Annotated in this window: 20 protein-coding genes; 7 read left to right on the top strand and 13 right to left on the bottom strand. The window is 65.4% G+C overall.

Annotated features, from left to right (window positions below; genetic code table 11):
- Positions 1 to 264: 264 nt before the first annotated feature.
- The 5 genes from E5675_RS14700 (at position 265) to E5675_RS14680 (ending at position 7,190) form a co-directional block, all read left to right on the top strand.
- Positions 265 to 528, top strand: a complete 264-nt coding sequence (locus E5675_RS14700) for a GlsB/YeaQ/YmgE family stress response membrane protein (protein ID WP_039572182.1) — start codon at positions 265 to 267, stop codon at positions 526 to 528.
- 111 nt (positions 529 to 639) lie between these two features.
- Positions 640 to 909 (top strand): GlsB/YeaQ/YmgE family stress response membrane protein, encoded by a 270-nt coding sequence (locus E5675_RS14695; RefSeq protein WP_136175172.1) that lies wholly within the window; start codon positions 640 to 642, stop codon positions 907 to 909.
- Positions 910 to 1,227: 318 nt separating this feature from the next.
- On the top strand, positions 1,228 to 2,391 hold the full coding sequence (locus E5675_RS14690) for an efflux RND transporter periplasmic adaptor subunit (protein ID WP_168707977.1): 1,164 nt from the start codon (positions 1,228 to 1,230) through the stop codon (positions 2,389 to 2,391).
- Positions 2,392 to 2,435: 44 nt separating this feature from the next.
- The gene (locus tag E5675_RS14685) at positions 2,436 to 5,852 is read left to right on the top strand and encodes an efflux RND transporter permease subunit (RefSeq protein WP_136175170.1); all 3,417 of its coding nucleotides are present in this window, start codon (positions 2,436 to 2,438) and stop codon (positions 5,850 to 5,852) included.
- A 72-nt stretch (positions 5,853 to 5,924) separates the two neighbouring features.
- The gene (locus tag E5675_RS14680) at positions 5,925 to 7,190 is read left to right on the top strand and encodes a DUF445 domain-containing protein (protein ID WP_136175169.1); all 1,266 of its coding nucleotides are present in this window, start codon (positions 5,925 to 5,927) and stop codon (positions 7,188 to 7,190) included.
- Here E5675_RS14680 and E5675_RS14675 read toward each other — a convergent pair.
- Positions 7,187 to 7,978: an SDR family NAD(P)-dependent oxidoreductase gene (locus E5675_RS14675; protein WP_136175168.1), complete on the bottom strand. Its 792-nt coding sequence runs from the start codon at positions 7,976 to 7,978 to the stop codon at positions 7,187 to 7,189. The genes E5675_RS14680 and E5675_RS14675 overlap by 4 nt on opposite strands.
- A gap of 46 nt (positions 7,979 to 8,024) precedes the next feature.
- On the opposite strand from E5675_RS14675, the gene pepN reads away from it, so the two are divergent.
- Positions 8,025 to 10,625 carry an aminopeptidase N gene (gene pepN, locus E5675_RS14670; protein WP_136175167.1) on the top strand — a complete coding sequence of 867 codons (2,601 nt, stop codon included), beginning with the start codon at positions 8,025 to 8,027 and terminating at the stop codon, positions 10,623 to 10,625.
- Between the two features lie 9 nt (positions 10,626 to 10,634).
- Here pepN and E5675_RS14665 read toward each other — a convergent pair whose 3' ends face one another.
- From E5675_RS14665 to E5675_RS14640, 6 genes are all read right to left on the bottom strand, one after another.
- A complete protein-coding gene (locus tag E5675_RS14665) occupies positions 10,635 to 10,955 on the bottom strand; it encodes an SMR family transporter (protein ID WP_136175166.1) in 321 nt (106 codons plus the stop codon).
- Between the two features lie 136 nt (positions 10,956 to 11,091).
- Complete coding sequence (locus E5675_RS14660; RefSeq protein WP_247594633.1) at positions 11,092 to 12,006, bottom strand: alpha/beta hydrolase; 915 nt, start codon at positions 12,004 to 12,006, stop codon at positions 11,092 to 11,094.
- Between the two features lie 103 nt (positions 12,007 to 12,109).
- Positions 12,110 to 12,709: an ABC-type transport auxiliary lipoprotein family protein gene (locus E5675_RS14655; protein ID WP_136175165.1), complete on the bottom strand. Its 600-nt coding sequence runs from the start codon at positions 12,707 to 12,709 to the stop codon at positions 12,110 to 12,112.
- 8 nt (positions 12,710 to 12,717) lie between these two features.
- Positions 12,718 to 13,659 carry an MlaD family protein gene (locus tag E5675_RS14650; protein WP_136175164.1) on the bottom strand — a complete coding sequence of 314 codons (942 nt, stop codon included), beginning with the start codon at positions 13,657 to 13,659 and terminating at the stop codon, positions 12,718 to 12,720.
- A gap of 9 nt (positions 13,660 to 13,668) precedes the next feature.
- A complete protein-coding gene (locus E5675_RS14645; RefSeq protein WP_210727539.1) occupies positions 13,669 to 14,523 on the bottom strand; it encodes an ABC transporter ATP-binding protein in 855 nt (284 codons plus the stop codon).
- Positions 14,523 to 15,629 carry an ABC transporter permease gene (locus E5675_RS14640; RefSeq protein ID WP_136175163.1) on the bottom strand — a complete coding sequence of 369 codons (1,107 nt, stop codon included), beginning with the start codon at positions 15,627 to 15,629 and terminating at the stop codon, positions 14,523 to 14,525. Before E5675_RS14640 ends, E5675_RS14645 begins: the two co-directional genes overlap by 1 nt.
- Before the next feature lie 102 nt (positions 15,630 to 15,731).
- Here E5675_RS14640 and E5675_RS14635 point away from each other — a divergent pair, with 102 nt between their 5' ends.
- Complete coding sequence (locus E5675_RS14635) at positions 15,732 to 16,457, top strand: HAD-IB family hydrolase (RefSeq protein ID WP_136175162.1); 726 nt, start codon at positions 15,732 to 15,734, stop codon at positions 16,455 to 16,457.
- On the opposite strand, the gene E5675_RS14630 is transcribed toward E5675_RS14635, so the two are convergent.
- The 6 genes from E5675_RS14630 to lgt all read right to left on the bottom strand — a co-directional run bounded on the left by E5675_RS14630 (position 16,454) and on the right by lgt (position 22,392).
- Positions 16,454 to 17,746: a cystathionine gamma-synthase family protein gene (locus tag E5675_RS14630; RefSeq protein ID WP_136175161.1), complete on the bottom strand. Its 1,293-nt coding sequence runs from the start codon at positions 17,744 to 17,746 to the stop codon at positions 16,454 to 16,456. The two genes, E5675_RS14635 and E5675_RS14630, sit on opposite strands and share 4 nt — an antisense overlap.
- 70 nt (positions 17,747 to 17,816) lie before the next feature.
- Entirely contained in the window at positions 17,817 to 19,223 is a 1,407-nt protein-coding gene (locus E5675_RS14625; RefSeq protein WP_136175160.1) for a DASS family sodium-coupled anion symporter, read from the bottom strand.
- Positions 19,224 to 19,231: 8 nt separating this feature from the next.
- Complete coding sequence (gene pgeF, locus E5675_RS14620) at positions 19,232 to 19,999, bottom strand: peptidoglycan editing factor PgeF (RefSeq protein WP_136175159.1); 768 nt, start codon at positions 19,997 to 19,999, stop codon at positions 19,232 to 19,234.
- Complete coding sequence (locus E5675_RS14615) at positions 19,996 to 20,514, bottom strand: GNAT family N-acetyltransferase (RefSeq protein ID WP_136175158.1); 519 nt, start codon at positions 20,512 to 20,514, stop codon at positions 19,996 to 19,998. Before E5675_RS14615 ends, pgeF begins: the two co-directional genes overlap by 4 nt.
- Positions 20,511 to 21,581: an SAM-dependent methyltransferase gene (locus tag E5675_RS14610; protein WP_348769803.1), complete on the bottom strand. Its 1,071-nt coding sequence runs from the start codon at positions 21,579 to 21,581 to the stop codon at positions 20,511 to 20,513. The genes E5675_RS14615 and E5675_RS14610 overlap by 4 nt, the downstream gene beginning before the upstream one ends.
- Positions 21,574 to 22,392, bottom strand: coding sequence for a prolipoprotein diacylglyceryl transferase (lgt, locus tag E5675_RS14605; RefSeq protein ID WP_247594893.1), 819 nt, complete (start codon positions 22,390 to 22,392; stop codon positions 21,574 to 21,576). Before lgt ends, E5675_RS14610 begins: the two co-directional genes overlap by 8 nt.
- Positions 22,393 to 22,463: the final 71 nt, after the last annotated feature.

Genomic DNA, 22,463 nt, shown 5'->3' with positions numbered 1-22,463 from the left:
GCCCCCTCAATTATTTTCGCGGCGGTGACGTTCGTCACACCAGCGTCAAATGCGGCTGCTTAGTGCCATAGCGCGACCCGGAGACGTTCCCGATCAGGAACCGATCCCCCTTTTCCCGGCCGCGCCCAGACGGGCCGGCCGGGAACCTTTCGATCCCCGACGGCATTGTCCCGTTATCGCTGAAGCGATGTCCGGACACGACCGGACGTTTCGATAATTGCCGGCCGTCGGCGCGCGCCCGGCCGGTTCAGGGAAGGGAAAATCATGGGTTTGATCATCACATTGATCGTCGGCGGTATCATCGGCTGGCTGGCAAGCATCGTCATGCGCACCGATGCGCAGCAGGGCATCATCCTGAACGTCGTCGTCGGCATCGTCGGCGCGTTCCTCGGCAATTTTCTCGGCAGCTTTTTCGGTATGGGCGCCAGCCTCGACACCTTCAGTCCAATCGGGCTCCTCTGGGCGTTCATCGGCGCGGTGGTGCTGCTCGGCATCATCAATCTGATACGGCGCGGCAGCGTCCGCTGACTGGCGCGGCGGCGGGTCACCGCCGCCATTCCGCTAGGCGATTTCATATATTTGGGTTACCAATGACAGGCCTGCAGGGTCAGGCGCCAACACGATCGTAGGGGTGATCTTATGACTTGGATTATTGCAATCATCATGGGCGGCATCATCGGCTGGCTTGCCAGCATAGTGATGCGCACCGACGCCCAGCAGGGCATTTTCCTCAACATCATCGTCGGCTGCGTCGGGTCGATCCTCGGCCGTTTCCTGTTCGGCAGCTTTCTTGGCGGCGGCCACCTGCGTGGGGACGCCTTCGATCCGATGACCTTGCTTACGGCCTTTATCGGCGCCGTGATCCTGCTTGCGATCGTCAACCTCTTGCGCCGCGGACGCGTACGCTGACCGCCGAACGGCGATAGCCGGCCCCGGCGGGGCCGGCGCGGAAAAGAGGGCGGTCGCCGCAAGGCGGGCCGCCCTTTTTCATGCCCACAATCACTGGAATTCGCGCGAGAATGCGTCTATGGCGCGTGCTCCGGGGCGCAGGGGGGATGGCGAAGTTTCGCCTCTTGCCAGTGGTGATTTAATTAGGTAATACACCTACAGAGGATTGATCCTGTTGTGCGGGATCGGGAGGGCAGGCGCGTCCGCGCCTTCCGCGTCACGATGCCGCGCAGGGCAGGGAGGGTTTTGGGCGTGAACTACGAGCGGAAAGTGGATTCGATGGACAGCCTGGCGGGCACGCAAAGCTTTTACGAAGAGGTCGACGGCAGCCGACGCAAGCGGACGCGGCTGATCATTGCGGTCGTGCTGATCGTTGTGGCGCTGGCGGCCGCCTACTATGCCTATTCAAGCGGCAAGGGCGCTGCCGATGCCGGCGGCGGCGAAGCGGCAGCGGTTCCGAACATCACCGTGATCATTCCGGGCCGGGTATCGGTCGAAGCGGCCATTGCCGCAAACGGCACGATCGCGGCGCGCCGGGAAATGCCGGTCGGCGTGGCCGGGGAGGGCGGACAGGTCGTCCGCGTACTTGTCGAGCCCGGCCAGTGGGTCGGCGCGGGACAAACGCTCGCGGTGATCGACCGTTCGGTGCAGGCGCAGCAGGCGGCAAGCCTCGCGGCGTCGATCCGTGTCGCGCAGGCCGACGCCGATCTCGCGCAAGCCGAACTCGAACGCGCGCAGGCGCTGGTCGGCCGCGGCTTTATTTCAAAGGCCGATATGGACCGCAAGCGCGCGACCCGCGATGCCGCAAATGCGCGCGTGCGCGTGGCGCAGGCGCAATATGCCGAAGCGACGGCGCGCAATGACCGGCTCAACATCGTCGCGCCGGCGGCGGGGCTGGTGCTGACGCGGCAGGTCGAACCCGGTCAGATTGTCGGTTCCGGCAGCGGTGTGCTGTTCCGTATGGCGCGCGGCGGCGAGATGGAGATGCTCGCGCAGATGGCCGAGGCCGATCTGGCGCGCGTCAAGGTGGGGACGCGTGCGACCGTCACCCCGGTCGGGACCGATGCACAGATCGCGGGGCAAGTGTGGCAGGTGTCTCCGGTCGTCAACATGGATACGCGCCAGGGCATGGTTCGCATCGCGGTTCCCTATTCATCGGTGCTGCGTCCGGGCGGTTTCGCCGACGCGCGGCTCGTGTCGGGCACGGCGGAAGCGCCGCTGCTCCCCGAAAGCGCCGTGCAGAGCGGTGCCGAAGGCAATTTCGTGCTGATCGTCGGCAAAGACGACAAAATCGAGCGCAAGCCGGTGAAGGTCGGCGCCGTCAGCGATGCCGGCGTATCGATTGCGTCGGGACTCACGGGCAACGAACGGGTGGTGACGCTCGCCGGCGCCTTCCTCAACGTCGGCGACAAGGTGAAGCCGGTACTGCAGAAGTCGTCGTAATAATCCGGTCATCGGTATCGCATTCGCACAAGGGCGTCTGAGTCATGAGTTTCCGCAACATTTCCGCTTGGTGCATTCGCAATCCGGTGCCGCCGATCGTCCTGTTCGTGCTGCTGTTGCTCGCGGGGCTCGTCAGCTTCAACCGGATGGACGTCAACGACAATCCGGATGTCGAATTTCCGGCTGTGCAGGTGATCGTCAGCCAGCCCGGCGCGGCGCCGACCGAGCTGGAGACGCAGGTTACCCAGCGCGTCGAGGCGGCGGTTCGCGGCGTGAGCGGCGTCGACGAAATGTCGTCCTACGTCAGCGAGGGCAGTAGCCGGACGATGGTGCAATTTGCCATCGGTACGCCGATCGACCGCGCCTATAATGATGTCAACCAGGCCGTGCAGCAGATCCGCAGCGACCTGCCCGACGGCATCCTCGAGCCGCAAGTCGTGCGCGTCGATATCGCCGGCGGCCCGATCACCTATTTCGCGGTCGAGGCGACCGACATGACGCTGGAGCAGCTGTCGTGGTTCGTCGACAATACGATCGCGAAGGAGCTGCTTTCGATTCCGGGGATGAGCCAGGTCCGCCGTTCGGGCGGTGTCGATCGCGAAATTCGCGTGATCCTCGATCCCGCGCGCATGCAGAGCTATGGCCTGACCGCGAGCCAGGTGAACCAGCAACTGCGGCAGGTAAATGTTAACGCCGCGGGCGGGCGCACCGAGATTGCGGGCTCCGAACAGGCGGTGCGCGTGCTCGGCAACGCGGGTAGCGCGTATCAGCTGGGCGAGACGCGCATTTCGATCGGCGATGGCCGCACGATTCGCCTCGCCGACGTCGCCAAGGTCACCGATGGCTATGCGGAGCAGCGCAACCTTGCGAAAATCGCGGGACGCCAAGTGCTCAGTTTCTCGATCGAGAAGGCGAAGGGCGCGTCGGACGTCACGATCCATGACGAGACGATGAAGAAGCTCGAAGAGATCAAGAAGAACAATCCCAAGGTCGACTTCAAGATCCTGTTCACGCGCACCGAATATACCAAGGAGCAATATCGCAGCTCGATGGCTGCGATGATCGAGGGCGCCGTGCTTGCGGTCGTCGTGGTCTTCCTGTTCCTGCGCGACTGGCGCGCGACGCTGATCAGTGCGCTCGCGATCCCGTTGTCCGCGATCCCGACCTTCTGGTTCATGGAGATGATGGGCTTTTCGCTGAACGGCCTGTCGCTGCTCGCGCTGAGTCTGGTGGCTGGGGTGCTCGTCGACGACGCGATCGTCGAGATCGAGAATATCGTTCGGCACATGCGCATGGGCAAGACGGCCTATCAGGCATCGATCGACGCCGCCGACGAGATCGGGCTGGCGGTCGTAGCGACGACGATGTCCATCGTCGCGGTGTTCCTGCCCGTCGCGCTGATGCCCGGCGTGTCGGGGCAATTCTTTATCCAGTTCGGGATGACGGTCGTCTTCGCGGTGCTGATGAGCCTTGCCGTCGCGCGCATGATCACCCCGATGATCGCGGCCTATTTCCTGTCGGCGCAGGGCGAGCAGAGTCACGCTGAGGGACCGTGGATCGATCGTTACGAACGGATTCTCGGCTTCACGCTCGACAGCTCGAAGCAGAAGGTCGTGAAGTCGGGGTACGAGGCGTTTCCGACGCGGCTGACCTTCTTCCTGGCGCCGTTAATCGTGGCTGGCATCGCGGTGCTGGCCTTGACTTTCCAATATTTCCAGCCGGTCCCCGCAGGTCAGGATGCGCCCAACCCGGCGCTGCATTTCCTGCTGATGACGCCGCTGTCGGCGATCATGGCATTCTTGTTGACCAGCCTGTTGATGATTTTGGGCGGGGCGCTTGCTTATGCTGCGGGTATGCGCGGTTTTGCGTTCACCAATTGGGCGAAGTTCATGCTCCAGCGCGCCTATGCGCGGTTGTTCGACCATCGCGTGTGGATCGTGGGCATCGGCATCCTCGCCTTTGCGTCGAGCATCGGGCTGTTCATGATCCTGCCACAGCAGTTCCAGCCGACCACGAACAGCGATTACAGTCAGATCCGCTATGAACTGCCGCCGGGCTCGACGCTTGCACAGAGCGAGACGATCGCGGACCAGATCAACGCCATCCTGCGCAACGACCCGGTGGTCGAGAATGCCTTTTACGACGTCAATGTCGGCGGTGGGAATGCGTTCCTGACGCTGAAGAAGGATCGGCCGGTGACGAGCGTCGAATGGGAACGCGGCCTGCAGCCCAAGATGGCGGCGATCCCCGACGCGCGCGTGTCGTTCCAGAGTCAGTCGGGCGGTTTTTCGGGCCGCGACATCACTTTCATCGTCGGCGGCGACGATCCGGTGGCGCTCGAACGCCATGCGCGCAAGATCGTCGATGAGATGAGCAAGCTTAAGGAATTGCGGGCGGTTCGGGTCGAGGGTGATATTCCGCGCCCCGAAATCATCGTTAATCCGCGCATGGACCTCGCCGCCGAACTGGGCGTGACGACCGCCGCGCTCAGTCAGACGATCCGCATCGCGACGCTCGGCGACATCGACCAGAATGCGGCGAAATTCTCGCTGTCCGATCGCCAGATCCCGATCCGCGTGCTCCTGTCCGAAGATTCGCGGCGCAGCCTTGCGACGATCGAGAATCTGCCGGTTCCGACGTCGCGCGGGACGACGGTCCCCCTGAAGGCGGTCGCCGAGATCGGCTTCGGTGCCGGGCCGACCGAGCTTCGTCGTTACAACCAGACGCGGCGCATCGTGATCGGTGCCGACCTCGCACCCGGGCTGGTGACGGGCGATGCGCAGAAAAAGATCGACGCGTTGCCGTCGATCAAGAAAATGCCGCAGGGAATCCGCAAGGTCATCCAGGGCGATGCCAAATGGCAGGCCGAAATGCTGCAGAACTTCATGATCGCGGTCGTGTCGGGCCTGATGCTGGTGTTCGCGACGCTGGTGCTGCTCTATCGCCGCTTTCTGTCGCCGCTGGTCAATATGTCGTCGCTGTTGCTGGCGCCGCTCGGCGGCCTGCTCGGCCTGCTGATCACGGGCATGGAAGTGTCGATGCCGGTGTTCATCGGCCTGCTGATGCTGCTCGGTATCGTGGCCAAAAACTCGATCCTGCTGGTCGATTTCGCGATCGAGGAAATGGACAAGGGCATCGGCAAGACCGCCGCGCTGATGGATGCCGGCCGCAAGCGCGCGCAGCCGATCGTGATGACTACGGTCGCGATGGTCGCAGGCATGATCCCCACGGCGATATCGCTGTCGGGTGACGGCGCGTGGCGCGCGCCGATGGGGGTGGTCGTGATTGGCGGGCTGATCCTGTCAACGCTGCTGACGCTGCTGATCGTGCCGGCAGGCTTCAGCCTGGCCGACAGCATCGAAAGGCGCATGGGCCGCTTCTTCTCGCGCAACCTGCTTACGTACAAGCCGGGCGACGACACGCGGCCGCACGCGGCGCCCGCGCCAGATCCGGCGGAGTGACATGAACGGCAACCGGCGCGGTGACCGACCGCGCCGGTTGCAACCTTTGCCCTGTTTCGCCATTTGGTTTCCATGACCGATATCGCTTCCAGCCGGCCGATGGGCGTCGCCATCGCGGCGAAAGGCTCCAATATCCGCGTCGTTGCGACGGGCATGCTGATCGTGATGGCGCTCGTCTTCATCGGCGCCAAATATTATCAGGACGTCCATCCCGCGATCGGATTCGTCCGCGCCTTCGCCGAAGCGGCGATGGTGGGGGGACTCGCCGACTGGTTCGCGGTTACCGCGCTGTTCCGCCACCCGATGGGTCTGCCGATCCCGCACACCGCAATCATCCCGCGCAACAAGAACCGCATCGGCGATACGCTCGCGCGCTTCCTGCTCACCAATTTCCTGCTGCCGCGTCTGATCGCGCGCAAGATGCAGACGGTCGACGTCGCGGGTGCGGTCGGCAAGTTCCTGTCCGAGCCGGGCGAGGGCGGCGGGCGGCTGCGGCTCGGCGCGTCGCGGATCATTGCGGATGCCTTGGGCGCGCTCGACCAACAGCGGCTCGGCGGCATGGTCAAGTCGGCGATCGCCGATCGGCTTCGCGAACTCGACGTCGCACCGCTGCTCGGACAGGCGCTGCAGGCGGCGCTCGCCGAGGGGCGGCATCAGCCTTTGCTCGACGCGATGGTCAAATGGGGATCGAAGACACTCGAACTCAATGAGCATCTGATCCACCAAATGGTCCACGACAATAGTAACGCGATCGTCCGCTTCACCGGGCTCGACGAGAGCATCTCGAACCGCATCGTCGCCGGCCTGTCGAAACTGCTGAGCGAAATGGCGGTCGACGAGACGCACCCGCTGCGTATCCGCGTCGAGGAAGGGCTCGCCAAGATGGCGCTCGACCTCCAGCATGACCCCGAGGTCAAGGCGAAGGTCGCCAAGGTTCGCGACGAACTGCTCGAGAACAAGGCTGTCAAACGCTGGCTCGACGGCCTGTGGGAGCAGGGGCGCACCGCGTTGCTCAAGGCTGCGCGCAACCCCGACACGATGCTCGCGGGCCGGATCGGCGAACTTGTCACCCAGTTTGGCGCGATGCTGGGCGAGGATGCGGGCATCAAGCGCACACTCAACCGCTATGCGCGCCGCGCCGTCGTCGGTATCGTCGACAGCTATGGCGAAACCGCGCTCAAGCTGGTGTCGGACACGATCCGCGGCTGGGACGCGAAGACGATCACCGACCGGCTGGAAAATGCGGTCGGCGACGACCTTCAATATATCCGCATAAACGGCACGCTTGTCGGCGGGCTCGTCGGGGTGCTGATCCACACCGTCGACGTGTTGATCTAGGCGCTTGCCGCCAACCCTTCGCGGAAAGTGGGATAGCGCGGCGTCCAGCCGAGCAAGCGTTTAGCTTTGCCGTTCGCGACGCGGCGGTTCTCGGCGTAAAAGGCACGCGCGGCGGGCGAAAGGCCGGCTTCTTCGAGCGATTGTAGCGGCGGCAACGGCGCATCCAGCATTGCGCAGCCCCATTCGACGAGCCGGTTCTGGTGGCAGGGTTCGTCGTCGGCAAGATTGTAGATGCCCGCGGGCCCCCGGAATGAGGCGATCACGCCTCTCGCTATATCGTCGATATGGATTCGGCTGAAAATCTGGTCGGGCAGGTCGATCCGGTGCGCGCGACCTTCCCGGATGCGATTGAGGATCGAACGTCCGGGCCCGTAGATGCCGGGCAGGCGGAAGACGCACACATCGCTGCGCAACGCCGACCATGCCGCATCGGCGGCGTTGCGGTCGGCGCGGCGGCCTTTTACCGGCGCGCTCTCGTCGACCCACGCGCCGCGCGTATCGCCATAGACACCGGTCGAGGAAAGATAGCCCGTCCATGTCGCGGGCGCGAGCGCGATGGCCCCGCCATAGCGGTCGAGCACGGGATCGCCGCCTTCGGCCGGGGGGACCGACGAGAGGATATGCGTCGCGCCGCGCAATGCCTTGTGCACTGCGCGCTCATCGTCGAAGGCGATGCCGCCTGCGCGCCCGTCGCGCGTCGTTCCTTCGACGTCCCACCCGCGCGCGCGCAACCGTCCGGCAAGATGGCTCGCGGCATAACCCATTCCGAAAATCAGCATATGGCTCATCGCGCGCCTTATTGCGCGTCGGCGGCGTCCTGCCTAGATCGATTGGATGACCGACCTCTCTTCCACGCCCGCCATTCCCGTCACCATCCATCGCGGCGATTATCGCCCGCCCGAGTGGCAGGTTCCGGACATCGCGCTCGATTTCGTGCTGGGGCTCGACGAAACGAAAGTCGCTGCGGCGCTGTCGGTCGTGCGCCATGCCGATGCGCCCGCGCCGCTCATGCTGCGCGGCGACGGGCTGACGCCCGCCGCGATGCGCGTCGACGGCGAGAGCTGGAACGACTGGCGCATGGATGGTGACGACCTGATCGTCGATCTGGGTGAGCGCACCGCGGCGACGGTCGAAATCGAGACCGTGATCAACCCCGCGGCGAATACCCAGTTGATGGGCCTTTACGCCTCGAACGGCATGCTCTGCACGCAATGCGAGGCCGAGGGTTTTCGCCGCATCGCCTTCCACCCCGACCGGCCCGACGTGCTGAGCCGCTACAAGGTTCGATTGGAAGGCGACAAGGCGGCGTTCCCGATCCTCCTGTCGAACGGCAATTGCGTCGATCGGGGCGACGGGGAAGGCGGCACGCACTGGGCTTTGTGGGAAGATCCATGGCCGAAGCCCTCCTACCTCTTTGCGCTCGTCGCGGGCGATCTCGTCGTCAACAAGGACAGCTTCACGACGATGTCGGGGCGCGTGGTCGAACTCGGCATCTGGGTGCGCGTGGGCGACGAGGGTCGCACCGGCCACGCGATGGACGCACTCAAGAACAGCATGAAGTGGGACGAGGAGGTTTATGGCCGCGAATATGACCTCGACCTGTTCAACATCGTCGCGGTCGGCGATTTCAACATGGGGGCGATGGAGAATAAGGGGCTCAACATCTTCAACACCCGCTACATCCTCGCCGACCCCGATACCGCGACCGACCTCGATTATGACGGGGTCGAGGGCGTCGTCGCGCACGAATATTTCCACAATTGGTCGGGCAACCGCGTCACCTGCCGCGACTGGTTCCAATTGTCGCTGAAGGAAGGCTTCACCGTCTTTCGCGATCAGAATTTCTCGGCCGATATGGGATCGCCGCCGGTCAAGCGCATCGAGGATGTTCGCCTGCTCCGCGCGGCGCAGTTTCCCGAGGATGCGGGGCCGCTCGCGCATCCGATCCGCCCCGACAGCTATCAGGAGATCAGCAACTTCTATACCGCCACCGTTTATAACAAGGGCGCCGAGATCATCCGGATGATGCACACGATGGTTGGCGCCGAACGGTTCCGCAAGGGCACCGACCTCTATTTCGAGCGCCACGACGGCGAAGCGGCGACGTGCGAGGATTTCGTCCGCGCGATCGAGGATGGCGCCGGCTTCGACCTTACCCAGTTCCGCCTGTGGTATGGGCAGGCGGGCACGCCGCGGATCACCGCGCGGATCGAAACCGACGCGGCGACGGGCGATCGCACGTTGCATCTGGCACAGCTCGTCCCGCCGACGCCGGGACAGCCCGACAAGGCCCCGATGCTGATCCCGCTGCGTATCAAGGCTTATGATCCAGACGGCCGCGATGGCGATGAGGCGGAGCAACTCGTGCTGCTCGATCGCGCCGAAATGGCGGTGCCGCTGGGCCAGTACCGCAGCCGGCCGATGCTTTCGATCAACCGCGGTTTTTCGGCGCCGGTGATTGTCGATTTCGCGCGCGAGGACGGCGAGCTCGCCTGGCTCGCCGCGCACGACGACGATCCGTTCGCGCGCTACGAGGCGTTGCAACAGCTGATGCTCGATACACTTGTTGCCGGGGTTTCGGGCAAGGGCGGTGGCAGCGGCGCGTTGATCGAAGCCGTGGCGCAGACGCTGGCGGGCCGCGCCGACGACCCCGCCTTCGTCGCCGAAGCGGTACTGCTTCCCAGCGAAGCCTTTATCGGCGACCAGATGGTGACGGTCGATCCCGATGCGATCCGCCGCGAACGGCTGGCGTTGCAGGCTGCGATCGGTGCCGCGCTCGAAAAGGAATGGCGTGCGGTCCTCGCGGGCGATGCGCCCGCGGCGACCGACCTGTCGCGCGCCGCCAAGGGCGGACGGCGCCTGCGCGGTGTGGCGCTCGCCTATCTCGCGGCGGCGGGTCTCGACGATGCCGCGGCGCTGGCTTTTCGCATCTTTTCCCGCGCCGACGGGATGACCGAGCGGCAGGCGGCGCTCGCGACGCTTGCGCATGGCGATAGCGAAGAGCGGGTAGCGGCGCTCGACATCTTCTATCAGCGTTATCGCGACAATCCGCTGGTGCTCGACAAATGGTTCCAGGTGCAGGCCTGGTCGCTGCGCCCCGATACCGTCGATGCGGTGAGGGAACTCGCGCGGCATCCCGACTTCACGCTCGCGAACCCCAACCGCGTGCGGTCGCTCTATGGCGCGCTGACAGGCAACCAGGCCGCGTTCCACCAAGCTGACGGCGCGGGCTATCGGCTGATCGCCGATCTCGTCATCGCGCTCGATCCGAAGAACCCGCAGACCGCGGCGAGGATGATCCCGCCGCTCGGCCGCTGGAAACGGTTCGACGAGGAACGGCAGGCGCTCATGCGTGCCGAGCTTGAGCGCATCCTCGCACAGCCCGGGCTGTCGCGCGATGTGACCGAGCAGGCGTCGAAAAGCCTGGCCGGCTGATCCTACCCGTCAGGCGGGGGCGAAGAGCTTCGTCCCCGCGACGCCGATGACGATCAGCGCCATGAAGCCAAGCTGTACCGCGCTCACCTTCTCGCCGAACAGGATGATACCGCCGACGATCACGCCGATCGCGCCGAGCCCGGTCCAGATCGCATAGGCGGTCCCGGCCGAAATGCCGCGCATCGCAAAAGCGAGCAGCGCCATGTTGAGAAAGCTCAGCGAAACGGGAACGATCGAAGCCTGCCAGCTGCCGATCGTCGCCGCCCATTTCAGGCTGAGCGCCCAGATGATTTCGGTAACAACGGCGATCGCGAGGATGACCCACGCCATGGCATGGTCCTTTCAAGTCTGCGGGCTCGAAAGGACGGGCGCAGCCGGAAACCCGAAAGAGGCTGCACGCAGCGGCAGCGACCTGCCGCGGCCGCGCCTCTAGGCGCGCCGTGCGCCAAAGGCAAGCGGCGCGTGCTCAGCCCTTCGCCAGCCAGGCGAGGAGCTCGGCGTTCAGCCGTTCGACATGCGTGAGCGGCAAGCCGTGTGGGGCGCCCCCGTAGATGCTGAGCGTCGCGTCCGGAAGGAGCGCGACGGTCGCCCTTGCCGTCAGTGCGAGCGGCGCCGAGGCGTCGCGGTCGCCGTGGATGACAAGCGTCGGGACATTGATTTTCCGCACGTCGGTCCGGAAGTCGGTGGCGAAATTCGCTTGCGCGAGCTGCGCCGCGCCGAGCAGCGAGGTCGACATCATCATATTCTGGCCCCACGTCACCATCGCAGCAGAGGTCTCGGAGGTGAAGAAGGGTTTGGTGTTGGCGGCAATCCACGCCGGGAAGTCGCGCGCAAGCAGGTCGGCGCCCGCAGCGAGTGTCGCCGGATCGATGCCATCGGGATTGTCGGGACGCTTCACCAGGCAAGGCGTGATCGTGCCGATGAGCACGACGCGCGCGACGCCGCGGCCGCCATGCCGCGCAAAATAACGCGCGACCTCGGTGCCGCCCATTGAATGCGCGACGATGGTCACGCCGTCGAGCTTCAGCCCGTCGATCACCGCCGCCAGATCGTCGGCGAGCGTGTCATGGTCATAGCCGCGCCCCGGATCGGCCGAGCGGCCGTGCCCGCGCCGGTCATAGGCGATCGCGCGATAGCCTTTGCGCGCGAGTGCGAGCATCTGGTAACCCCAGAAATCGGACGGCAAAGCCCATCCGGAGAGAAATAGCACGGGCCGACCCGCGCCCCAGTCGCAGACGAACAGCGAGGTCCCGTCTTTTGCGGCGACGAAGCTCTCGGCGGGCCGTTTGGCGTCCGGGATTTCGGCAAACGCGCGCGCCGGCGCGAAAAAGGCGCCCGCCGTGGCGATGGCTGCCAATGTCATGATTTCGCGTCTGTGCATCCGTCCCTCCTGTCGATCTGATGGAGCGACGATAGGGCAGAGGCGAAGGCTAAGCGATTACCTTAGGGGTAATCGAAATGGATACGGGCGACGGAAAAGACTCCTAGCCGCCGAGCCAGCCCGCGACGTCGACCGCGACCTTGTTCGCGGCGCGGGTCAGCGCCTCGCCGACGGGCTTCGCCTCGACCTTGCCGCCGATCGGCTCGCGCGCCTCGAAGCGGCGCTGGGTGACCGTCTTGCCGCCCGCCGCGACGAGCATCGCCTGATAGGCGACGACCGCCTCGTTCGCGCGCGCATCGACGCCGAACTCCATGAGCTGGCCCGCAAGCTGTTCGCCCGGCGCGGTCAGATATTGCCCTTCGTCGAGCACGACGCGCGAGGTTCGCGCTGCGACGGTCTCGGACACCAGGCGCTGGAACAGGCGCTGCGGCGCCTCCACCCATTGCGCGTCCTTGACATAGGCGATGCTTGCGTCGTCCTGTTGAACCGGAATGCGCTGGGTGCGCAGTTTCTGAGGCGCGGTCGGAATCAATATCGTCAGCGTCGATGCTTCGGCCGCTGTGCGCGCCGCCCCCGCCGCGGGCGCCGTATCGGGATCGAGCGTCAGCAGGAAGGGAGGGGGCTTGCCGCCTAGACTGAAGCAGGCCGAAAGCGTTGCCGCGCCAAGCATGGCGAGCAGGGGGGTGCGTAGGCGGCGGATCATGGCGGTCGTCATTCCTTGTAATCGGGGAGCTTGCTGCCGCTGATTACAGCGCCCGCACCCTGTTGGTCGAGCTTGTCGGTCAGGCTCGACAGCGAGGTTGAAGTACGGCGCAGGTCGCGAATCAGCGCGTTGGCTTCGGGGATCGTCGTTTCGCTGAAGGTCTTTAGGCCGGGCCGCGCATCGGCAATCGCGCCCTCCAGCGTCTTCATCGATTCGTTCGCGGAGGCGAGCGTGTCGCGCAGATTGCGCATCGCGGGGTCGACGTTGCGGTCGATCGTCCCCTGCGTCGCGGCGGCGAGGCTCCCGATCTGCTCGGCGGCCTGACCGGCCTGCTGAACCGCGATCCGGGTGTCGGCGAGCGCGCGTTCGAGCGCCGGGCCATTGCGCGCGAGCGTCGCGGTCATTGCTTCGACATTGTTCAGGATATTGGCGAAGCTTTCCTGATTCTTGTCGTCGGCGAGTTCGGCAAGGCGTTCGCTCAGCGTCGATAGACGTTGAAGCAACTGCGGCGCAGTGTTGAGCAGTTCACCGAGCCCGCCTACGCGCGTCGGGATTACCGGCTTGCCCGCCGGCCCCTTGTCGGTGATCGGCGGCGCGCCCTTGACCGCACCGTCGAGCGAGATCTGCGACACGCCGGTGAAACCGACTCCTTCAAGCGCGGCGGTCGTGCCCTGCAGCACCGGGACGCCTTCGTTCACCTCGATCCGTACGCGCACGAACTGCGGATCGTCGGGCCAGAGGGCGATCTCGCGCACCTGACCCGACGGAACACCGGAGAATTGCACCTGTGCACCCTTGTTAAGACCGTCCACCGACTGTTTGAAAAATATGTCATACTCGCGCTTCGTTCCGCCGCTGTCGTTGGCGAGCCAGACGACGAACACCGCGAGCGCCGCGGTGAAAAGGAGGACGAAGGCGCCGACGAGGACGTTGTTCGAGCGTGTTTCCATCAGCTGTTCCTATCGCGCGCGCGCGGTTTGGTTCCCGCCCGCCGCAGCACGGCCGCGCGGCCCATTGAAATAATCCTGTATCCACGGATGCTCGGTGGCGAGCAGTTCGGGAATGGTGCCCACCGCGATCACCTTCTTTTCAGCGAGCACCGCGACGCGGTCGCAGGTGGCGTAAAGCGTGTCGAGATCGTGCGTGATGAGGAAGACGGTCAGGCCCATCGTGTCAGCCAGCTCGCGGATCAGCTCGTCGAACTTGGCGGCGCCGATCGGGTCGAGACCCGCGGTCGGCTCGTCAAGGAAGAGCAGCGCCGGATCGAGCGCGAGCGCGCGCGCGAGGCCTGCGCGCTTGACCATCCCGCCCGACAGCTCGGCCGGATATTTGGGGCCCGCATCGGGCGGCAAGCCGACCATCTCGACCTTGTAAGCGGCGATCTCGTCGAGCAGATTCGCGTCGAGCCGGGGATAATATTCGCGCAATGGAACCTGGATATTTTCGGCGACGCTGAGCGTCGAGAAGAGCGCGCCGCCCTGGAACATCACGCCCCAGCGCCGCCGCAGGTCGCGCGATTCCTCTTCGTCGGCGATCGTATCGAGCGTCTTGCCATAGACTTCGATTTCGCCCGCGGCCGGCGTCTGCAGCCCGATGATCGAGCGCATCAGCACGGACTTGCCGGTGCCCGACCCGCCGACGACGCCGAGAATCTCGCCCGAGCGCACGTCGAGATCGAGCCCGTCGTGGATCACCGCGTCGCCGAACTGGTTCTTGAGTCCGCGGATACAGATGGCGCGCTCGAACTTTTCGGGCCGCACGGCGTCGGCGGCGGCAAGCTCCTCGCGGATTTCGATGTCGGTCTCTTCGGCCATCAATTCCATCCCAGCGACGAGAAGAAGACGGCGAACATCGCGTCGAGGACGATGACGAGGAAGATCGCGGCGACAACGGCCGAGGTCGTGCGCTGCCCGACCTCTTCGGCATTTTGGCGCACCTGCATTCCCTCATAGCATCCGGTGACGCCGATCAGGATGCCGAACACCGGCGCCTTGATCAGCATGATCCAGAAATCGGTCATCGGGATGATTTCGCGCAGACGCTGAATATAAGTGAGCGGCGGAATGTCGAGCCCGACCCAACAGAAGAGACCGCCGCCCGCGATCGCGCACAGGCTGGCGTAAAAGCCGAGCAGAGGCATGGTGATCGTCGACGCGGCAACGCGGGGCAGCACGATCGCCTCCATCGGCGACACGCCGATGGTGCGCATCGCATCGACCTCTTCGGTCAGCTTCATCGTGCCGATTTGCGCGGCAAAGGCCGAGCCGGAGCGGCCCGCGACCATGATCGCGGTCATCAAGAGGCCGAGTTCGCGGATCGAGGCACGGCCGACGAGATTGATCGTAAACACCTCGAGCCCGAATTGTTCGAGCTGCACCGCGCCCTGCTGGGCAATGACAATTCCGATCAGGAAGCTCATCAGGCCGATAATGGGCAAGGCGTCGACGCCGACAGTCTGGAAGCGCGTGACGATGGCATTCCAGCGCAGACGGCGGCGTGCGCGAATCTGGTTGAAAAGGGCGACGATCATAGCGCCGAAAAAACCGATGATGCCGAGCAGTTCATGCCAGATCGCGACGCTTGCCGTCCCGACTTGTTCGAGCATCCGCATCCACGCCGGGCGGCGGTCGCGGTGGACGCGATATTCGCTCTTGTCGCTGGCGAGCGCGTCGAGCAGGCGCTCGGCCTCGGCGCTCGCGCCGACGACCTGCGAACCATGTTCCTTGGCGGTGCGCGTCACGATCCACGCGCCGACGGTGTCGATCCGGTCGATCGCCGACAGGTCCAGCGTCGCGATCGCGCCGAGCGCGTCGAGCCGCGCCGGCACGTCGCCCAGGCGGGCGAGCGTCAGCCGGCCTGTAAAGCGGACTTCGGCGCCATCGGCACCATCGCTATGTTCGAAATCCGCCCTGGCCACCATCGTGCGGGCGACATTGTATTATTTGCCCCACCACGGCAAGCGAATCCATGGTCGGGCTTGTCGGGTCTTGGCGGTGAGATGTCCCCCAACTAAGGAACAGGGATGGACGATCCGCTTGTCACCGCCGTTCCTGATTATACGCATCGCGTCGCGGTGTACGACATGGACCGGACCATAACGCGTTCAGGGACTTACAGCGGGTTCCTCATCCATGTTGCGCGGCGTCGTCAGCAATGGCGGCTGTTGCTGCTGCCGCTGGTCGCGCTCGCGGGCGTGGCCTGGTCGCTGCGCTTGATCGATCGGTCGCGATTGAAGGCGATCAACCTTCGTTTGCTTGTCGGGAAACGCTTTCGCCGCGCCGAGATCGCGCCGCTCGCCGAAAGCTATGCCGACAAGGTGGTGTCGCGCGGCTTGCATCCGGCGGCGCTCGAACAGATCGCAGCCGACCGGGAGGCGGGATACCGGCTGCTGCTCGCGACGGCGTCCTTCCACCTCTATGTCGACGCGATCGCGCGGCGGCTGGGGATCGACGACGTGCTCGCGACGCGGCTCGACGAGCCCGACGGCGCCGACCATATCCACGCGCGGCTTGCCGGCGACAATTGCTATGGCGACGCCAAATTCGCGCGCATTTCCGACTGGCTCGCCGCGAACGACATCACCCGCGAGGCGGCGCATGTGCGCGCCTATTCGGATCATGTCTCGGACCATCCGATGCTGTATTTCGCCGACGAGGCGGTCGCCACCACGCCGTCGCGAGGGCTCAAGCAGCTCGCGCCCAAAATGGGCTGGCAGGTCGTCGACTGGCGCGCAAGGCGCGGGCGTTAGACCGCGTCCAGCGCCTGTGCGAAGTCGGCGATCAGGTCGTCGGCGTCCTCGATCCCGATCGACACCCGCACCAGATTGTCGGTGATGCCCAGCGCTTTCTTGCGCTCGTCGGGGACCGACAGGTGGGTCATCGCGGCGGGGTGGCTCGCGAGCGTTTCCGTGCCGCCGAGGCTGACCGCGAGCTTTGCGATCTTGAGCGTGTCGAGGAAGCGGAAGCTTTCGGCCTCGCCGCCCTTGATGAAGAGCGAGAAGGTCGATCCGGCGCCGGTACAATGGCGGTCGAAAATATCCTTCTGGCGCGGATCGGTGATGAAGCCGAGATAGCCGAGACCCTCGACCTTCGGATGATCGCGAAGATAGGTGCAGACCTTCAGCGCATTCTCGCCCGCGCGGCTCATGCGCAGCTCGAGCGTTTCGAGGCTGCGGAGCAACATCCAGGCGGTGTTGGGGTCGCAGATCGTGCCGATCGTGTTGCGCATCGGGCGGATGATGTTGATCAGCGCCTGGTCGCCCGACACGCCGCCGGCGACGAGGTCCGAATGGCCGCCGGCATATTTGGTGAGGCTGTAGACGACGAGCTCGGCGCCCTGCTTCAGCGGCTTTTGCCACAGTGGCCCGAGGAAAGTGTTGTCGATCGCGATCGCGGGCTTCGTATCGTCGGCGAAGGCGGCGTCGCGCGCGGCGCGAACGGCCTCGACATCGACGAGCGCGTTGGTCGGGTTCGCCGGGCTTTCGAGATAGACGAGCGCAACCTTGCCACCCTTTTCGTCCGCAAGCGCTCTGGCGCGCGCGAGGATTGCGTCGAGTTCGTCGCGCGTCGCACCCGCCGGGAAGTCGACGAAGCTGACGCCGAAGCGCGACAGTATGCGCGCGATCAGCGTTTCGGTCGCTGCATAAAGGGGGCCGGAATGGACGATCACGTCATTCTGGCCGACGAGCGCGAGGAGCAGGGTGGCGATCGCCGACATGCCGCTGGAAAAGACGAGGCTGTCGTCGGCGCCGTCCCATACCGCGAGCCGGTCCTCGAGGATTTCCTGATTGGGGCCGTTGAAGCGCGAATAGACGAGGCCGTCGGCGGGCCCTTCGCGCTTGCCGGTGATATGTTCGAAGAAGCGCTTGCCCGCCGCCGCGCTTTCGAACGCGAAGGTCGAGGTCAGGAAGATCGGCGGCTTCAGCGAGCCTTCGGAGAGCACGGGATCGTAGCCGAGTCCCATCATCAGCGTTGCGGGGCTGAGGTCCTTGTTGCCGATTTTCTTCGTGTTCGTCTTGGGTTTGCCGCGCATGGCCATGGGGGAATGCTCCTTGATTGTCGCGGTCCTTATAGCGCGCAAAGTTTCGTTTGAAACTATATTGCGTGGCTCAGGTGACCGCCGCGATGGCCCAGATCACCCCGATGAGGAGCGGAACGCCGATGATGTCGAGTGCAATACCCGCCTTCAATATGCGCGGCAGCGCGATATGGCCGGTCGCCCAGGCGAGCGCGTTCGGGCCGGTCCCCGACGGCAGCATGAAGCCCCAGCTGGCGGCCATCGCGACGGGCAGCGCGAGCAGGATCGGGTCGACCCCCGTCGCCGCGATCAACGCTGCGAGCACGGGCATGATCCCGCTCGCGGTCGCGACATTGCTGGCAAATTCGGTGATCAGGATGGTCAGCGCGACGATCGTCGCGGCGAGCAGGATCGTCGGCACGCTGCCGAGCGGCGCAAGCACGGCGCCGAGCCAGGCTGCGAGGCCGCTCGCGGTTATTGCTGCGGCGAGTGCGAGGCCGCCGCCGAACATCATGATGACGCCCCACGGCGCGCGGTCGGCCTCTTTCCAGAGGAGGAGCGGGCGCCCGGTGCCGTCGGGCAGGATGAAGAGCAGCAGACTGCCCGCAACGGCGATCGTGCCGTCGGTGAGCGCGCCGTCGGGCAGCATCGGTTCGAGCCACGGCTGCGCGATCCAAGCGACGAGAACGAGGAGGAAGATCGGGACGACGCGGCGCTCGGCCGCCGACCAGATCGCCTGATTGCCCAGCGCGGTCGCTGCGGCGGTACCGTCGAAAGGATGCTCGGCAAGGCGTTGGACACGCGCGAGAATCCACATCGCCATGGGCACCGACAACAGCACGATCGGCACGCCGTAGATCGCCCAGTCGAGGAAGGAGATGCGCATGTCGAGCGCCTTTTCGATCAGCCCAGCGGCGATCGCGTTGGTCGGGCTGCCGACGAGCGTGCCGAGCCCGCCGAGCGAGGCGGCGAAGGCGATGCCCATCATCACGGCGCCGGCGAAACCCTCGGTCTCGCCGTCCTGCACGCCGCCCGCGCGCACGACGGCGAGCGCGATCGGGATCATGATCAGCGTCGTCGAGGTGTTCGAGATGAACATGCTGAGTAGCGCGGTCGCCGCCATGAAGGCGAAGAGCAGGCCCGATGCGGTCGGCGACGCGCGCTTGAGCAATGCGAGCGCGAGCCGCCGGTGCAGCCCGACGCGCTCGATCGCGAGCGCGAGGAAGGCGCCGCCGAGGATCAGGAACAGGATCGGCGAATAATATTCCTTCGCGATGTCATTGGCGTCCATCACGCCGAAGGCGGGCACGGTGAGGAAGGGGAGGAGCGCGGTGACGGTGAGCGGCAGCGCCTCGGTCATCCACCAGATTGCCATCAGCACGGTGAGCGCCGCGACGCGCCAAGCGGTGATTTCCATTCCGGCGGGGGCCGGGAGCAGAAGCATGATGCCGAAGACGACGAGCCCGCCGATCAATCCCAGCCAGCGCGTGCGCGTCATCTTGCCTCTTATCCTCCCGCCAGTCCGATCACCGATAGCTGGCGGCCATAGGTATTTTCCCCCTTATGGCACGCGCGGCGATAGCTGAAATAATCCTGGGGATTGGCATAGGTGTCCTGCCCGCCGATGGCAATTCGCGTGACGCCCGCCGCGGCGAGGCGCGCCGCGACATAGGCGGCGATGTCGAACATCGCGTGGCCGGGCTTGCCGGCGGCGAAGAAGCGTTCGTTCGCGGGATCGTCGCCGACGAAGCGCTGAACGAAGCCATCGTCGACCTCGTAGGAGGCGCGGCCGATGCAGGGGCCGATCGCGGCGGCGATATGGGCTCGGCGGGCGCCGAGGCTTTCCATCGCATTCAGTGTCGCGTCGGTAATCCCGGCGAGCGCGCCTTTCCAGCCCGCGTGCGCCGCGCCGACGACGCCGGCGTCGCGGTCGGCGAAGAGCACGGGGACGCAGTCGGCGGTCAATATACCGAGCAGGATGCCGGGCGTGCGCGTCGCATGGGCGTCGGCTTCGGGGCGTGCGGCGAGATCGCTGCCCGCATCGACGATCGCGCAGCGATTGCCGTGAACCTGATAGAGGCCGGAGAGTGCCGCATCGGGCAACGCAGCATCGACCACGCGTCGCCGGTTCTCGCCAATCAGCACCGGATCGTCGCCCGAGCCGAGGCCGCAGTTGAGCGAGGCGAGATCCCCGCTCGACACGCCGCCGCGGCGGCCGAAGAAACCGTGCGCGACGCCGTCCAGCGTGGGCGCGGTGACGAAGGGCGCGGTCACAGGTCGAGCCGGAAGATGCGGTCCTCGTCGACATGATTGCCGACGCGAAAGGCGTTGCGGCCGACATCGACGAAACCGTAGCGACGGTAAAAGGCCTGCGCGCGCGGATTTTCAGTGAACACCGAAAGATAGAGGATCGACGCGCGCGCGCGCGCCCATTCGATGCCCCAATCCATCAGCGCGACGGCGATGCCGGTGCCCTTCGCGGCTTCTCCGACATAAAGCTGGTGGAGTTCGGTGGCATCGTCGCCCGGCTGACCCTCAGGCAATTCGAAATCGATCGGGCCCATCTTGATGAAGCCGGCGATCGCGCCCGCATCGTCATGGGCCAAGGCAATCGCCCAGCCGGGATCGGCGATCTGGTCGCGTATGCGTTCGGGCGGGTTCCAGCCCGCGAGGAAGGCCGCAAGGTCGGCGGGATCGTAGATATGCCCGAAAGTGTGGGTGAAGGCCGTGCTCGCGAACAGCGTCAACTCGCCGACGTCCTCGTCGCGGGCCAGAGTGATGGTCGTCATGCCGGTTCCTCGATTGCCCCGAAGCCTTGGGGTCGCGGCCAGCCGGGGGCGGTGGCGGCCATAACCTTGAACAATTCGCCCATCGCTTGCGGCTCGACGAGCCGGTCGCGTTGCGCCCTCAGCTCGTCGGCGCGGCCGGGTGCCGTGCTCGCGAGCGCCCGCAACCGCGCGTCGATGCCCATCGCCTGCAGCCATGCGCCCTGGCCGACCGGGCCGGTCACCACGACCCCGCCGCGCCGCGCCGCATGCGCGAGCGGCGTGAAATCGACATGGGTGGTAAGGTCGACGTTGCCGGGATCGGCGAAGGGATCGGCGAATCGATGCGCCTTCACCGCCTGCAACGTGTCGCCGGCGGCGGGCCCGCGATAGCCATAGTCGACGACCAGCATCGCGCCGCCGTGACGGACGAGGCGAAACGCGCAGTTCTGCATGATCGTCGCCGATGCGGGGGCGGTTTCGACGATATCCCCTTCGCCACGGCCGCGTAGAGCCACCGGAACATGATCGTCGGCGGGGGCGGCACCGGGCACGGCCGTCAATTTGCCGTCGACGCGCTCGACCATACGCTCGCGCCAACCATCAGCGGTGCGGACATATTGATGCGCCGGCAGCGCGTCGAAAAATTCATTGGCGATGATGACGATCGCGTCTTCGCCCGGCAGGTCGGCGATGTCGTCGTGGTGCATCGCCGCCGGCAGGCGCGCCGACTGCGCGGCTCGCAGCGCCGGGCTCGTCTCGACGAGATGGACGCCCTGCGGCGTGCATCCGAAGCGCGCCATCGCGCGCAGCGCATCGGCAGCAAGCGTGCCGCGGCCCGGGCCGAGCTCGGCATAGCGGAACGCCGGACTGCCCGCGCGCGACCAGAGGTCGGCGATCCAGATGCCGATCATCTCGCCGAACATCTGGCTGATCTCGGGCGCGGTGGTGAAATCGCCGGCGGCGCCGAGCGGATCGCGTGTCGCATAATAATGCGCGTTTGCGGCCGCGATATAGTCGGCAACGGTCATCGCTCGCGCCGCCGCGATGTCGCCGATCAGCTGCTCGGGGTTCGGCGTCCCGTCACGCAACGCTGTCGAGTCCGGCGACCGGTTCGACGCGCTGGCGGCGCCCCTTCGCGGTCGCGACGAGCCATGCGCCGGCGAGAAGCATCGGGATGGTCAGCGTCTGCCCCATCGTCAGCCCCCACGACAAGGTGCCGAGCTGGACGTCGGGCTCGCGCACGAACTCGACCGCGAAACGGCTGAGGCCATAGATGATCGCCGCCATGCCGAACAGAAAGCCGGGCTTGTAGCGCGCATCGGTGCGCCAGAAGAAGAAGGCGAGGATTGCGAACATCAAGAGCCCTTCGAGCCCGGCTTCGTAAAGCTGGCTCGGGTGGCGCGGATCCATCGTGCCGCTGCCCGGAAAGATGATCGCCCACGGCACGGTCGTCGCCCGGCCCCACAATTCGCCGTTCACGAAATTGGCGAGGCGGCCGAAGAAGAGGCCGAAGGGGACGACGCAGGCGATATAGTCGCAAAAGCGCAGGAAGCTGAGCTTTTCCTTCTTCGTCACATACCAGATCGCCACCAGCACGCCGATGACGCCGCCGTGGAGTGACATGCCGCCGTCCCACAATTTGAAGATTTCGAGCGGCTTCTGGATATAATTGCCGAGGTTGTAAAAGAGCACATAGCCGAGCCTGCCGCCGAGGATGATCCCGAGCATCGCATAGAAGATCATGTCGTCGGCATGGCGCCGCGCCATCGGCGCGCCGGGCTGCGCGATCAGCTTCAACAGATACCAGTAACCGACGAAAATGCCGGCGAGATAGGCGAGCGCATACCAGCGGATGGGGAGGCCGAAGACGCTGAATGCGATCTCGCTGTTCGGCCCCATCAAATCCTGAAAGTTAAGATATTGCGTTGCTTCGGCTAAGGTTGCAAAAAGAAACATATCGTCGCGCTGTC

Source organism: Sphingopyxis sp. PAMC25046 (assembly GCF_004795895.1).
GTDB lineage: Bacteria > Pseudomonadota > Alphaproteobacteria > Sphingomonadales > Sphingomonadaceae > Sphingopyxis.
The sequence above is the reverse complement of the archived record's forward strand: the minus strand, read 5'-3'. Positions and strand labels throughout refer to the sequence as shown.